Annotated in this window: 11 protein-coding genes, 2 rRNA genes and 1 riboswitch; all 13 genes read left to right on the forward strand. The window is 40.5% G+C overall.

Features of this window, described 5'->3' with window-relative positions; translation table 11 throughout:
* A 23S ribosomal RNA gene (locus AC3WTA_RS26180) occupies nucleotides 1-2,766 on the forward strand; the annotation flags it as partial.
* 49 nt (nucleotides 2,767-2,815) lie between these two features.
* Nucleotides 2,816-2,931, forward strand: a 5S ribosomal RNA gene (rrf, locus tag AC3WTA_RS26185).
* A 532-nt stretch (nucleotides 2,932-3,463) separates the two neighbouring features.
* Nucleotides 3,464-3,565, forward strand: a riboswitch (purine riboswitch).
* 110 nt (nucleotides 3,566-3,675) lie between these two features.
* Nucleotides 3,676-4,161, forward strand: a complete 486-nt coding sequence (gene purE / locus AC3WTA_RS26190) for a 5-(carboxyamino)imidazole ribonucleotide mutase (protein ID WP_000839368.1) — start codon at nucleotides 3,676-3,678, stop codon at nucleotides 4,159-4,161.
* Nucleotides 4,158-5,309: a 5-(carboxyamino)imidazole ribonucleotide synthase gene (gene purK, locus AC3WTA_RS26195; protein ID WP_000196788.1), complete on the forward strand. Its 1,152-nt coding sequence runs from the start codon at nucleotides 4,158-4,160 to the stop codon at nucleotides 5,307-5,309. Before purE ends, purK begins: the two co-directional genes overlap by 4 nt.
* On the forward strand, nucleotides 5,306-6,613 hold the full coding sequence (purB, locus tag AC3WTA_RS26200; protein WP_000625685.1) for an adenylosuccinate lyase: 1,308 nt from the start codon (nucleotides 5,306-5,308) through the stop codon (nucleotides 6,611-6,613). Before purK ends, purB begins: the two co-directional genes overlap by 4 nt.
* An 88-nt stretch (nucleotides 6,614-6,701) precedes the next feature.
* Nucleotides 6,702-7,421 carry a phosphoribosylaminoimidazolesuccinocarboxamide synthase gene (gene purC, locus AC3WTA_RS26205; RefSeq protein ID WP_001170543.1) on the forward strand — a complete coding sequence of 240 codons (720 nt, stop codon included), beginning with the start codon at nucleotides 6,702-6,704 and terminating at the stop codon, nucleotides 7,419-7,421.
* A complete protein-coding gene (gene purS, locus AC3WTA_RS26210) occupies nucleotides 7,414-7,668 on the forward strand; it encodes a phosphoribosylformylglycinamidine synthase subunit PurS (protein WP_000278821.1) in 255 nt (84 codons plus the stop codon). The genes purC and purS overlap by 8 nt, the downstream gene beginning before the upstream one ends.
* Complete coding sequence (purQ, locus tag AC3WTA_RS26215) at nucleotides 7,665-8,348, forward strand: phosphoribosylformylglycinamidine synthase subunit PurQ (RefSeq protein WP_000666772.1); 684 nt, start codon at nucleotides 7,665-7,667, stop codon at nucleotides 8,346-8,348. Before purS ends, purQ begins: the two co-directional genes overlap by 4 nt.
* The gene (purL, locus tag AC3WTA_RS26220) at nucleotides 8,332-10,551 is read left to right on the forward strand and encodes a phosphoribosylformylglycinamidine synthase II (protein ID WP_000055592.1); all 2,220 of its coding nucleotides are present in this window, start codon (nucleotides 8,332-8,334) and stop codon (nucleotides 10,549-10,551) included. Before purQ ends, purL begins: the two co-directional genes overlap by 17 nt.
* A complete protein-coding gene (purF, locus tag AC3WTA_RS26225; protein ID WP_000879036.1) occupies nucleotides 10,536-11,951 on the forward strand; it encodes an amidophosphoribosyltransferase in 1,416 nt (471 codons plus the stop codon). Before purL ends, purF begins: the two co-directional genes overlap by 16 nt.
* A 101-nt stretch (nucleotides 11,952-12,052) precedes the next feature.
* Nucleotides 12,053-13,093, forward strand: a complete 1,041-nt coding sequence (gene purM / locus AC3WTA_RS26230; RefSeq protein ID WP_078183495.1) for a phosphoribosylformylglycinamidine cyclo-ligase — start codon at nucleotides 12,053-12,055, stop codon at nucleotides 13,091-13,093.
* The gene (purN, locus tag AC3WTA_RS26235; RefSeq protein ID WP_078183496.1) at nucleotides 13,090-13,677 is read left to right on the forward strand and encodes a phosphoribosylglycinamide formyltransferase; all 588 of its coding nucleotides are present in this window, start codon (nucleotides 13,090-13,092) and stop codon (nucleotides 13,675-13,677) included. Before purM ends, purN begins: the two co-directional genes overlap by 4 nt.
* Nucleotides 13,678-13,701: 24 nt before the next feature.
* The gene (gene purH / locus AC3WTA_RS26240; RefSeq protein WP_000745431.1) at nucleotides 13,702-15,237 is read left to right on the forward strand and encodes a bifunctional phosphoribosylaminoimidazolecarboxamide formyltransferase/IMP cyclohydrolase; all 1,536 of its coding nucleotides are present in this window, start codon (nucleotides 13,702-13,704) and stop codon (nucleotides 15,235-15,237) included.
* Nucleotides 15,238-15,270: the final 33 nt, after the last annotated feature.

The following is a 15,270-nucleotide window of genomic DNA, read 5'->3' on the forward strand; positions in this document are numbered from 1 at the left end:
CCTGAATACATAGGGTAAGGAAGACAGACCCAGGGAACTGAAACATCTAAGTACCTGGAGGAAGAGAAAGCAAATGCGATTTCCTGAGTAGCGGCGAGCGAAACGGAACATAGCCCAAACCAAGAGGCTTGCCTCTTGGGGTTGTAGGACATTCTATACGGAGTTACAAAGGAACGAGGTAGACGAAGCGACCTGGAAAGGTCCGTCGTAGAGGGTAACAACCCCGTAGTCGAAACTTCGTTCTCTCTTGAATGTATCCTGAGTACGGCGGAACACGTGAAATTCCGTCGGAATCTGGGAGGACCATCTCCCAAGGCTAAATACTCCCTAGTGATCGATAGTGAACCAGTACCGTGAGGGAAAGGTGAAAAGCACCCCGGAAGGGGAGTGAAAGAGATCCTGAAACCGTGTGCCTACAAATAGTCAGAGCCCGTTAATGGGTGATGGCGTGCCTTTTGTAGAATGAACCGGCGAGTTACGATCCCGTGCGAGGTTAAGCTGAAGAGGCGGAGCCGCAGCGAAAGCGAGTCTGAATAGGGCGTTTAGTACGTGGTCGTAGACCCGAAACCAGGTGATCTACCCATGTCCAGGGTGAAGTTCAGGTAACACTGAATGGAGGCCCGAACCCACGCACGTTGAAAAGTGCGGGGATGAGGTGTGGGTAGCGGAGAAATTCCAATCGAACCTGGAGATAGCTGGTTCTCCCCGAAATAGCTTTAGGGCTAGCCTTAAGTGTAAGAGTCTTGGAGGTAGAGCACTGATTGAACTAGGGGTCCTCATCGGATTACCGAATTCAGTCAAACTCCGAATGCCAATGACTTATCCTTAGGAGTCAGACTGCGAGTGATAAGATCCGTAGTCAAGAGGGAAACAGCCCAGATCGCCAGCTAAGGTCCCAAAGTGTGTATTAAGTGGAAAAGGATGTGGAGTTGCTTAGACAACTAGGATGTTGGCTTAGAAGCAGCCACCATTTAAAGAGTGCGTAATAGCTCACTAGTCGAGTGACTCTGCGCCGAAAATGTACCGGGGCTAAATACACCACCGAAGCTGCGAATTGATACCAATGGTATCAGTGGTAGGGGAGCGTTCTAAGTGCAGTGAAGTCAGACCGGAAGGACTGGTGGAGCGCTTAGAAGTGAGAATGCCGGTATGAGTAGCGAAAGACGGGTGAGAATCCCGTCCACCGAATGCCTAAGGTTTCCTGAGGAAGGCTCGTCCGCTCAGGGTTAGTCAGGACCTAAGCCGAGGCCGACAGGCGTAGGCGATGGACAACAGGTTGATATTCCTGTACCACCTCTTTATCGTTTGAGCAATGGAGGGACGCAGAAGGATAGAAGAAGCGTGCGATTGGTTGTGCACGTCCAAGCAGTTAGGCTGATAAGTAGGCAAATCCGCTTATCGTGAAGGCTGAGCTGTGATGGGGAAGCTCCTTATGGAGCGAAGTCTTTGATTCCCCGCTGCCAAGAAAAGCTTCTAGCGAGATAAAAGGTGCCTGTACCGCAAACCGACACAGGTAGGCGAGGAGAGAATCCTAAGGTGTGCGAGAGAACTCTGGTTAAGGAACTCGGCAAAATGACCCCGTAACTTCGGGAGAAGGGGTGCTTTCTTAACGGAAAGCCGCAGTGAATAGGCCCAAGCGACTGTTTAGCAAAAACACAGGTCTCTGCGAAGCCGTAAGGCGAAGTATAGGGGCTGACACCTGCCCGGTGCTGGAAGGTTAAGGAGAGGGGTTAGCGTAAGCGAAGCTCTGAACTGAAGCCCCAGTAAACGGCGGCCGTAACTATAACGGTCCTAAGGTAGCGAAATTCCTTGTCGGGTAAGTTCCGACCCGCACGAAAGGTGTAACGATTTGGGCACTGTCTCAACCAGAGACTCGGTGAAATTATAGTACCTGTGAAGATGCAGGTTACCCGCGACAGGACGGAAAGACCCCGTGGAGCTTTACTGTAGCCTGATATTGAATTTTGGTACATTTTGTACAGGATAGGCGGGAGCCATTGAAACCGGAGCGCTAGCTTCGGTGGAGGCGCTGGTGGGATACCGCCCTGAATGTATTGAAATTCTAACCTACGGGTCTTATCGACCCGGGAGACAGTGTCAGGTGGGCAGTTTGACTGGGGCGGTCGCCTCCTAAAGTGTAACGGAGGCGCCCAAAGGTTCCCTCAGAATGGTTGGAAATCATTCGTAGAGTGCAAAGGCATAAGGGAGCTTGACTGCGAGACCTACAAGTCGAGCAGGGACGAAAGTCGGGCTTAGTGATCCGGTGGTTCCGCATGGAAGGGCCATCGCTCAACGGATAAAAGCTACCCCGGGGATAACAGGCTTATCTCCCCCAAGAGTCCACATCGACGGGGAGGTTTGGCACCTCGATGTCGGCTCATCGCATCCTGGGGCTGTAGTCGGTCCCAAGGGTTGGGCTGTTCGCCCATTAAAGCGGTACGCGAGCTGGGTTCAGAACGTCGTGAGACAGTTCGGTCCCTATCCGTCGTGGGCGTAGGAAATTTGAGAGGAGCTGTCCTTAGTACGAGAGGACCGGGATGGACGCACCGCTGGTGTACCAGTTGTTCTGCCAAGGGCATAGCTGGGTAGCTATGTGCGGAAGGGATAAGTGCTGAAAGCATCTAAGCATGAAGCCCCCCTCAAGATGAGATTTCCCATAGCGTAAGCTAGTAAGATCCCTGAAAGATGATCAGGTTGATAGGTTCGAGGTGGAAGCATGGTGACATGTGGAGCTGACGAATACTAATAGATCGAGGACTTAACCATATAATATGAAGCAAATGTTATCTAGTTTTGAAGGAATATGCCTTCATAGTTTGGTGATGATGGCAGAGAGGTCACACCCGTTCCCATACCGAACACGGAAGTTAAGCTCTCTAGCGCCGATGGTAGTTGGGACCTTGTCCCTGTGAGAGTAGGACGTCGCCAAGCAAAAACCTAAGTCGATTCGACTTAGGTTTTTTTTGTTTATTTTTATTTACCAAATGTCATAATCCATAAATTTAATAACCCTAAAGAAGAAAAAAGAATGAAAATGAAGCAATTTAAAGTAATAGTAATGATTTTTTTGTTTTTCAGGTTTTCCGAGTACTCCTAAAGTAATCTCTATGATAGGAAACGTTATTTCTACCACAAGTATATATTTTAAATAATTACAGCAATGACTGCGATAAAAAGGAATAAATACGAAAAAAGTGTAGTTCGTTTTTTCATTATTGTCTTCCTTATAAATAAAATGAATATAAATGATATGCTTTATATTAAAGCATACGGAATAAGTATACAAACTGTTATGTGTACAATAGATCTCTAGAAATATATATTCTAATTTCTTATCCTCCTTGCATATAGTTACAATTATTCTTTTGAATATAACTAAAACACGAACGTTATTGGTGAGTAATAAAAAAACATTCGATTATTTATTGACATTGTTTATGAAATATTGTTAATATAGCCATAGAAACAATAATATATAAGACCTCATATAATCGCGGGGATATGGCCTGCAAGTCTCTACCTAACGACCGTTATTCGTTAGACTATGAGGGAAAGTCACTCGGTATTTTTCTATTCACAAGGGATACGTATGCCTGAGTAGAGCGCTTTCTCTCATAGTAAAAGAGAAACTGTTCTATTTCAGGCTTTTTTTATTTGAATCGGGGGGATTCTAATATGAAATCACTAGTTGGAGTCATAATGGGAAGCACGTCAGACTGGGAAACAATGAAATATGCTTGTGACATTTTAGATGAATTAAATATACCGTATGAGAAAAAAGTTGTATCTGCTCATCGGACTCCGGATTATATGTTTGAATATGCAGAGACGGCTCGTGAACGTGGGTTGAAAGTTATTATTGCTGGAGCTGGTGGAGCAGCGCATTTACCAGGGATGGTTGCAGCGAAGACGAATCTTCCTGTAATCGGAGTTCCAGTTCAATCAAAAGCGTTAAACGGCTTAGATTCATTATTATCCATCGTCCAAATGCCAGGAGGGGTTCCAGTTGCAACTGTTGCAATTGGTAAGGCTGGTTCAACAAATGCTGGTTTACTTGCTGCACAAATACTTGGATCATTCCATGATGATATACATGATGCATTAGAATTGAGAAGAGAAGCAATTAAAAAAGATGTGCGCGAAGGTAGTGAGCTAGTATGACGAGAATCATTTTACCTGGAAAAACAATCGGCATTATTGGAGGCGGCCAGCTAGGAAGAATGATGGCATTGGCAGCTAAGGAGATGGGATATAAAATTGCTGTTTTAGATCCTACAAAAAATTCACCATGTGCACAAGTTGCTGATATTGAAATTGTTGCACCATATGACGATTTAAAAGCAATTCAGCATTTAGCGGAGATTAGTGATGTTGTCACATATGAATTTGAGAATATTGATTATAGATGTTTACAATGGCTTGAAAAACATGCTTACTTACCGCAAGGCAGTCAGTTGTTAAGTAAAACACAAAATCGTTTTACAGAAAAGAATGCGATTGAGAAAGCTGGGCTACCAGTAGCAACGTATAGATTAGTTCAAAATCAAGATCAGCTTACGGAAGCAATCACTGAGTTATCATATCCTTCCGTCTTGAAAACGACGACAGGCGGATATGATGGGAAAGGTCAAGTTGTTTTAAGAAGTGAGGCTGACGTTGATAAAGCACGAGAGCTTGCGAATGCAGCAGAGTGTATTTTAGAGAAATGGGTGCCTTTTGAAAAAGAAGTATCAGTTATTGTGATTCGTAGTGTAAGTGGTGAAACGAAAGTATTTCCGGTAGCGGAAAATATTCATGTAAATAACATTTTGCATGAATCTATCGTTCCAGCTCGCATTACAGAAGAACTTTCTCAAAAAGCAATTGCTTATGCAAAAGTGCTCGCGGATGAACTAGAACTTGTGGGAACACTAGCGGTAGAGATGTTTGCTACAGCTGATGGTGAGATTTATATTAATGAATTAGCACCAAGACCTCACAATTCAGGACACTATACACAGGATGCATGTGAAACGAGTCAATTCGGTCAACATATTCGAGCAATCTGTAATTTACCTCTTGGAGAAACAAATTTGTTAAAACCAGTTGTCATGGTAAACATTTTAGGCGAACATATAGAAGGGGTCCTAAGACAAGTGAATAGATTAACCGGGTGCTATTTACACTTGTATGGAAAAGAAGAAGCAAAAGCGCAGCGAAAAATGGGGCATGTTAATATTTTAAATGATAATATTGAAGTCGCTCTAGAAAAAGCGAAGAGTTTGCATATTTGGGACCATCAAGAACAACTGTTGGAGGGAAAAAGATGATTAGTCGTTATACACGCCCAGAAATGGGTGCAATTTGGACGGAAGAGAACAAATTTAAAGCGTGGTTAGAAGTTGAGATTTTAGCTTGTGAAGCATGGGCTGAGCTTGGCGATATTCCAAAAGAAGATGTTAAAAAAATTCGTGAGCATGCATCATTTGATATTGATCGTATTTATGAAATTGAAAAAGAGACACGTCATGACGTAGTTGCATTCACTCGTGCTGTATCAGAAACACCAACATTAGGTGAGGAACGTAAATGGGTTCATTACGGTTTAACATCTACAGACGTAGTAGATACAGCGTTATCTTACATCTTAAAACAAGCGAATGAAATCATATTAAAAGACTTAGAAAACTTTGTAAGCATTTTAGCTAACAAAGCGAAAGAGCATAAATACACGATCATGATGGGAAGAACACACGGTGTTCATGCAGAACCAACAACATTTGGTTTAAAAATTGGTCTTTGGTATGAAGAAATGAAACGTAACGTAGAGCGTTTCAAACAAGCTGCTGATACAGTTCGCGTTGGTAAATTATCTGGTGCGGTTGGTACATACGCAAATATCGATCCATTCGTAGAAAAGTATGTTTGTGAAAACTTAGGATTAGAAGCAGCACCGATTTCAACACAAACATTGCAACGTGATCGCCATGCTCATTACATGTCAACACTTGCACTAATCGCAACATCTATCGAAAAGATGGCAGTTGAGATTCGTGGTTTACAAAAGAGTGAAACACGTGAAGTTGAAGAAGCTTTCGCAAAAGGCCAAAAAGGTTCTTCTGCAATGCCACATAAACGTAATCCAATTGGATCAGAAAATATGACTGGTTTAGCTCGTGTTATCCGTGGTTATATGATGACAGCTTATGAGAATGTTCCATTATGGCATGAGCGTGATATTTCTCACTCTTCGGCAGAACGCGTAATTTTACCAGATGCTACAATCGCATTAAATTACATGTTAAATCGCTTTGGTAATATCGTTAAAAACTTAACTGTATACCCAGAGAATATGAAACGCAATATGACAAGAACATACGGCTTAATTTATTCTCAACGTGTAATGCTTACATTAATCGATAAAGGTATGGTACGTGAAGAAGCTTATGATATCGTACAGCCTAAAGCGATGGAAGCTTGGGAAACACAAGTACAATTTAAAGAGCTTGTAGAAGCTGATGAGCGTATTACGAGCAAGTTATCACAAGAAGAAATTAATGAATGCTTCAACTATGAGCATCATATGCAACACGTTGATACAATCTTTGAACGCCTTGGGTTAAACGAAGCGTAAAATTTCATATGGCACAGAATAGAGTCATTCTGTGCCATTCTTTATAAAAACATTATTCACATTTTTCAAACTACAGGGGGCTTGCGAAATGCAAAAGCTAGAATTGCTGTATGAAGGTAAGGCAAAAAGAATTTATCGTACAGAATCAGCAGATATGGTTTGGGTAGAGTACAAAGATAGTGCGACTGCTTTCAATGGGGAGAAAAAAGAGACGATTACAGGAAAAGGTCGTTTGAACAATGAGATTACAACTTTATTGTTCAGAAAGTTACAAGAAGTAGGAATAAAAACACATTTTGTAGAGAAGTTATCTGAAACAGAGCAACTTGTTAAAAAAGTGAGTATTATTCCTCTAGAAGTTGTCACAAGAAATGTAATTGCAGGAAGTCTTTCAAAACGATTAGGAATGGAAGAGGGAACTGTACTTGCAGAACCAATCGTAGAATTTTACTTCAAAGATGATGATTTAGGAGATCCGCTTGTAACGGAAGATCATATTCGTGTATTAAACGTTGCATCACCAGAGCAAGTAAGCGTATTACGAGATATGGCTCTACAAATCAATCAAGTGTTGATTGATCATTTCGCAAGCTGTCGTGTAAGACTAGTAGATTTCAAATTAGAGTTTGGTGTAACAGATGAAGGAGAAATCATTTTAGCAGATGAAATTTCACCAGATACTTGCCGTTTATGGGATGAAACGAGCAATGAAAAATTTGATAAAGACGTATTCCGTCGTGACCTTGGAAATTTAACAGAAGCTTATGAAGAGATTTTAAAACGTTTAGGGGGAATTTCACATGTATAAAGTTAAGGTATATGTAACGTTAAGAGAAAGCGTATTAGATCCACAAGGAACAGCAGTAAAAGGGGCACTTCATAGTCTTTCGTTCACAGAAGTACAAGACGTTCGAATCGGAAAATATATGGAATTAACAATTGATAAATCAGTATCTGACCTTGACGCAAAGGTAAAAGAAATGTGTGAAAAACTATTAACAAACGTTGTAATGGAAGACTTCCGTTATGAAGTTGAGGAGGTTGTCGCACAGTGAAATTTGCAGTCATAGTATTCCCAGGTTCGAACTGTGATGTCGATATGTTCCATGCAATTAAAGATGAGCTTGGTGAAGAAGTAGATTACGTTTGGCACGATAGAGAGAATTTAGATGAATATGATGCAATTTTACTACCTGGTGGATTCTCTTACGGTGACTATTTACGTTGTGGTGCTATTTCTCGCTTCGCGAATGCAATGAAAGCAGTGCAAAAAGCTGCTGAGCAAGGAAAGCCGATTTTAGGTGTATGTAATGGATTCCAGATTCTTGTTGAATCAGGATTACTACCAGGAGCGTTAATGAGAAACGAAAACTTAAAATTTATGTGCCGAACAGTTCAGCTGCGTGTTGAAAACAATGAAACGATGTTTACATCACAATATGAAAAAGATGAAGTAATCAATATTCCAATCGCGCATGGTGAGGGGAATTACTATTGTGATGAAGAGACTCTTAAACAATTAGAAGAGAATAATCAAATCGCATTCCGTTACGTAGAAAATCCGAATGGAAGCGTTTCAGATATTGCTGGTATTGTAAATGAAAAAGGAAATGTACTTGGTATGATGCCACACCCAGAGCGTGCTGTAGATGAATTACTTGGCGGTGCTGAAGGGTTAAAGGTCTTTCAATCTATCTTAAAACAGTGGAGGGAAACATATGTCGTTAATGCTTGAACCAAATCCAACACAAATTAAAGAAGAGCGCATATATGCGGAAATGGGGCTAACAGACGAAGAGTTTGCCATGGTTGAAAAGATTTTAGGCCGTCTGCCAAATTATACAGAAACAGGATTATTCTCTGTTATGTGGTCTGAACATTGCAGTTATAAAAATTCAAAACCAGTACTTCGAAAATTCCCAACAACAGGTGAGCGCGTTCTGCAAGGACCTGGAGAAGGTGCTGGAATTGTAGATATCGGTGGTAATCAAGCGGTTGTATTTAAAATGGAAAGTCATAACCATCCTTCTGCTATTGAACCATATCAAGGAGCAGCAACAGGCGTTGGTGGTATTATCCGTGACGTATTCTCTATGGGAGCACGCCCGGTAGCTCTATTAAATTCACTTCGCTTCGGTGAATTACAGTCACCACGTGTGAAATATTTATTCGAAGAAGTAGTAGCAGGGATTGCAGGATACGGTAACTGTATCGGTATTCCGACTGTTGGCGGCGAAGTACAGTTTGATCCATGTTATGAAGGAAATCCACTTGTAAATGCAATGTGCGTAGGCTTAATTAATCATGAAGATATTAAAAAGGGGCAAGCACACGGCGCTGGAAATACAGTAATGTACGTAGGAGCATCAACTGGTCGTGACGGTATTCACGGTGCAACATTCGCATCTGAAGAGTTATCTGAAAGCTCAGAAGCGAAGCGTCCAGCAGTTCAAGTAGGAGATCCATTTATGGAGAAACTTCTTATTGAAGCTTGCTTAGAACTTATTCAGTCGGATGCACTTGTTGGAATTCAAGATATGGGTGCAGCTGGTTTAACATCATCTTCTGCAGAAATGGCAAGTAAAGCAGGTATGGGTATTGAAATGTACTTAGATGATGTGCCACAGCGCGAAACAGGAATGACACCATATGAAATGATGCTATCTGAATCACAAGAACGTATGCTAATCGTTGTGAAAAAGGGTAGAGAGCAAGAAATAGTAGATTTATTTGAGAAGTATGGTCTTGCAGCCGTTACGATGGGGAAAGTAACGGAAGACAAAATGCTTCGCTTATTCCATAAAGGTGAAAAGGTAGCTGAAGTACCAGCAGATGCTCTTGCAGAAGAAGCACCAATTTATCATAAGCCATCAAAAGAAGCAGCATACTTTGCTGAATTCCAGGCAATGAAAATGGAAACACCAAAAGTAGAAAATTATAAAGAAACGTTATTCGCTCTATTACAACAACCGACGATTGCAAGTAAAGAGTGGGTTTATGATCAATATGATTATCAAGTTCGCACAAGCACAGTTGTTACACCAGGTTCAGATGCAGCAGTTGTACGTGTACGTGGTACAGAAAAAGGATTAGCAATGACGACAGATTGTAACTCTCGCTACATTTATTTAGATCCAGAAGTGGGCGGTAAAATTGCAGTAGCAGAGGCAGCACGTAATATCGTATGTTCTGGGGGAGAGCCACTTGCAATTACAGATTGCTTAAACTTCGGTAATCCAGAAAAACCAGAAATCTTCTGGCAAATTGAGAAATCAGTAGATGGTATGAGTGAAGCTTGTCGCACATTACAAACGCCAGTTATCGGCGGAAACGTATCAATGTATAACGAACGTAGTGGTGAAGCTGTATATCCAACACCGACAGTTGGGATGGTTGGACTTGTACACGATTTAAAACATGTAACAACACAAGAGTTTAAACAAGCTGGCGATTTAGTTTATGTAATTGGAGAGACGAAAGCTGAGTTTGGTGGAAGTGAATTACAGAAAATGATTCACGGCAAAATTTTCGGTCAATCACCAAGCATCGATCTAGATGTAGAATTAAAGCGCCAAAAACAAGTATTAGCAGCAATTCAAGCTGGCCTTGTTCAATCTGCTCATGATGTTGCAGAAGGTGGTTTAGCAGTTGCAATTACTGAGAGTGCAATTGGTGCAAATGGTTTAGGTGCTACTGTGAAACTAGACGGAGAAGCAACAGCGGCATTATTTGCTGAATCACAATCTCGCTTCGTTATAACTGTAAAACGTGAAAATAAAGAAGCGTTCGAGACGGCGGTAGAAGCAATTCAAGTTGGAGAAGTGACAAATACAAATGAAGTAACAATTCATAATGAAGAAAATGAAGTATTACTTACAGCAAATGTAGATGAAATGAGAAAGGCTTGGAAAGGGGCAATCCCATGCTTGCTGAAATAAAGGGGTTAAATGAAGAATGTGGCGTTTTCGGAATTTGGGGGCATGAAAATGCAGCACAAGTTTCGTACTACGGATTGCATAGTTTACAGCACCGTGGACAAGAAGGCGCAGGCATCGTCGTAAATAATGGTGAGAAAATCGTCGGTCACAAGGGGTTAGGTTTAATATCGGAAGTATTTTCAAGAGGTGAACTAGAAGGCTTAAACGGAAAATCAGCAATTGGACACGTACGATATGCGACAGCTGGTGGAAGTGAAGTTGCTAACGTTCAACCATTATTATTCCGTTTTTCTGATCATAGTATGGCGTTAGCTCATAACGGAAATTTAATTAACGCAAAGATGCTTCGTCGTGAATTAGAGGCAGAGGGAAGTATTTTCCAAACAAGTTCAGATACAGAGGTACTTTTACATCTCATTAAACGTAGTACGAAAGATACTTTAATTGAAAGTGTAAAAGAGGCCCTAAATAAAGTGAAAGGTGCGTTTGCATATCTTTTACTAACTGGAAATGAAATGATTGTTGCGCTAGATCCGAATGGATTCCGTCCTCTTTCAATTGGAAAGATGGGAGATGCTTACGTTGTAGCATCAGAAACATGTGCTTTCGATGTAGTAGGTGCAACATACATTCGTGATGTAGAACCAGGTGAATTACTGATCATCAATGATGAAGGAATTCACGTAGATCGTTTTACAAATGAAGTAGATCATGCAATTTGTAGTATGGAGTACATTTACTTTGCACGTCCGGATTCTAATATTGCAGGTATTAACGTCCATGCAGCACGTAAAAACATGGGAAAACGTTTGGCGGCAGAAGCTCCTATTGAAGCTGATGTTGTTACTGGTGTACCAGACTCTAGTATTTCAGCGGCAATTGGTTATGCGGAGGCGACAGGAATTCCGTATGAGTTAGGATTAATTAAAAATCGTTACGTTGGACGTACGTTCATTCAACCTTCTCAAGAACTGCGTGAGCAAGGGGTTAAGATGAAGCTTTCAGCAGTAAGAGGCGTAGTTGAAGGAAAACGAGTTGTGATGATTGATGATTCTATCGTAAGAGGAACGACGAGTAAACGAATTGTTCGTATGCTTCGCGAGGCTGGAGCGACAGAAGTCCATGTAAGAATTGCTTCACCACCTCTTAAGTATCCATGTTTCTATGGCATTGATATTCAAACGAGAAAAGAATTAATCGCAGCAAATAATTCAATAGAAGAAATCCGTCAAATCATCGGAGCAGATTCTTTAACATTTTTAAGTGAAGATGGATTAGTAGATGCAATTGGACGTCCATATGAAGGGAAATACGGCGGTCTATGTATGGCGTACTTTAATGGAGATTATCCAACAGCTCTTTATGATTATGAGCAAGAGCTTTTAGAAAGTATGAAATAAGAAGAAAAAAGCTTCTACTTCTTTTGATGTAGAAGCTAGCTTCTTTCTTAAAACAGCCCGCCCTGAATAGGGAGAAATTAAAAGACGAGGTGTAGATAACGATGGCGAATGCATATAAGCAAGCAGGAGTAGATATTGAAGCTGGATATGAAGCGGTATCTCGCATGAAAAAACACGTACAAACAACAATGAGAAAAGAAGTACTAGGCGGTCTAGGCGGTTTTGGAGGTATGTTTGATTTATCAAAATTTGCATTAGAAGAACCTGTATTAGTATCTGGAACAGATGGCGTGGGGACAAAATTGATGCTCGCTTTTATGGCAGATAAACATGACACAATTGGTATTGATGCAGTAGCAATGTGTGTAAATGATATTGTTGTCCAAGGAGCAGAGCCGCTTTTCTTCCTTGATTATATTGCTTGTGGTAAAGCTGAACCTAGTAAAATTGAAAACATCGTCAAAGGTATATCAGAGGGCTGTCGCCAAGCTGGTTGTGCATTAATTGGTGGAGAAACAGCTGAAATGCCAGGAATGTATTCTACGGAAGAATACGATTTAGCTGGTTTTACAGTTGGAATTGTTGATAAAAAGAAAATTGTAACAGGTGAAAAAATTAAAGCTGGTCAAGTGTTAATTGGCTTAGCATCTAGCGGTATTCATAGTAATGGTTATTCTTTAGTACGAAAAGTATTACTAGAAGATGGAGAACTATCTTTAGATCGCATTTACGGACGCTTAGAACTACCTCTTGGTGAAGAATTATTAAAACCAACGAAAATTTATGTCAAACCTATTTTAGAACTATTGAAGAAATATGAAGTATACGGTATGGCGCATATTACAGGTGGCGGATTCATTGAAAATATTCCACGTATGTTACCAGAAGGAATCGGTGCAGAAATTGAATTAGGATCTTGGAAAATTCAACCGATCTTCAGTTTACTTCAAGAAGTGGGAAAACTAGAAGAGAAAGAAATGTTCAATATTTTTAACATGGGTATTGGTATGGTAGTAGCAGTGAAGGAAGAAGAGGCAAAAGATATTGTTTGTCTTCTTGAAGAGCAAGGAGAAACAGCTCGTATTATTGGACGTACTGTACAAGGGACTGGCGTTACCTTCAATGGGGGCACAGCACTATGAGTAGATTAGCAGTTTTTGCTTCTGGAAGCGGCTCTAACTTTCAATCTCTCATCGATGCGGTAGAAGAAAAAAGATTAGATGCAGATATTAGTTTATTAGTATGTGATAAACCAGAAGCACGCGCTGTTGGACGGGCACATTATCATCATATTCCATGTTTCGCTTTTTCAGCGAAAGCATATGGATCAAAAGAAGCGTTTGAAAAAGAAATATTAAAGAAGCTAGAAGAGTATGAAATTGATTATGTTATTTTAGCTGGATATATGCGTTTAATTGGGCCGACATTACTAGAAGCTTACGGCGGAAGGATTATTAATATTCATCCATCACTATTACCGAGTTTTCCAGGGAAAGATGCTGTTGGTCAAGCGTTAGAAGCAGGTGTGAAAGTAACTGGAGTAACGATTCATTATGTAGATGCAGGTATGGATACAGGACCAATTATTGCGCAAGAAGCAGTAGTTGTTTCTGAAGGGGATACGAGAGAAAGCTTACAAAAGAAAATTCAACAAGTTGAACATAAATTATACGTAAATACAGTGAATCAAATTGTTCAATCTGTGAAAGAACCAACTGTTAACTAACATACAACCAGGGGTGAAGGATAGATGAAAAAGCGTGCATTAGTAAGTGTTTCAGATAAAACAGGAGTAGTGGAATTTGTTAAAGGTTTACTAGAACAAGGGATCGAAGTTATATCAACAGGTGGTACGAAAAAATTACTAGAAGAAAACGGCTTACAAGTAATCGGTATTTCTGAAGTAACTGGGTTCCCGGAAATTATGGATGGTCGTGTAAAAACATTACATCCAAATATTCATGGTGGTCTATTAGCAGTTCGCGATAATGAAACGCATGTAGCGCAAATGAATGAGTTAGGTATGCAGCCAATTGATTTTGTTGTTGTTAACTTATACCCATTCAAAGAAACAATCGCTAAGCCTGATGTAACATTTGCTGATGCAATTGAAAATATTGATATCGGTGGTCCAACAATGATTCGCTCTGCTGCGAAAAATCATAAATTTGTATCGGTAATTGTAGATCCAGTAGATTACGATGTTGTATTAGCAGAACTGAAAGAGAACGGTGAAGTAAAAGAAGAAACGAAACGTAAATTAGCAGCGAAAGTATTCCGTCATACAGCGGCATATGATGCGTTAATCTCTAACTACTTAACAGAGCAAATGGGTGAAGAAAGCCCAGAAACATTAACAGTGACATTTGAGAAAAAACAAGATTTACGCTATGGAGAAAATCCACATCAAAAAGCAACATTCTATAAAGCACCATTCGCTGTAACTTCTTCTGTTGCATACGCAGAACAATTACACGGTAAAGAATTATCTTACAACAATATTAACGATGCAGATGCAGCACTTAGTATTGTAAAAGAATTTACAGAGCCAGCAGTAGTAGCAGTAAAACATATGAATCCATGTGGTGTTGGAGTGGGTACTGATATTCATGAAGCATACACACGCGCTTATGAAGCAGATCCAGTATCAATCTTTGGTGGTATTATTGCAGCAAATCGTGAAATTGATAAAGCTACAGCAGAAAAGTTACACGAAATTTTCTTAGAAATCATTATTGCACCTTCTTTCTCAAAAGAAGCTTTAGAAGTATTGCAAAGTAAGAAAAACTTACGTCTACTAACTGTAAATATTGAAAAAGCGACAAGTGCAAGCAAAAAACTAACTTCTGTACAAGGTGGTCTTCTCGTTCAAGAGGAAGATACGTTATCATTAGATGAAAGTACAATTTCAATTCCGACAAAACGTGAACCATCAGAGCAAGAGTGGAAAGATTTAAAACTAGCTTGGAAAGTTGTAAAACATGTGAAATCAAACGCAATTGTTTTAGCGAATGATAACATGACAGTTGGTGTAGGTGCAGGACAGATGAATCGTGTAGGTTCTGCAAAAATCGCAATTACACAAGCTAGTGAAAAAGCACAAGGTAGCGCACTTGCATCTGATGCTTTCTTCCCAATGCCAGATACAGTAGAAGAAGCAGCAAAAGCAGGGATTACAGCAATCATTCAACCAGGCGGATCAATCCGTGACGAAGATTCTATCAAAGTGGCGGATAAGTATGGGATTACGATGGTGTTCACTGGCGTACGTCATTTCAAACACTAGTAGAGGATGTTTAAAAGGTCCGGTCAAGATAAC

Source organism: Bacillus sp. EB106-07-01-XG149 (assembly GCF_058791555.1).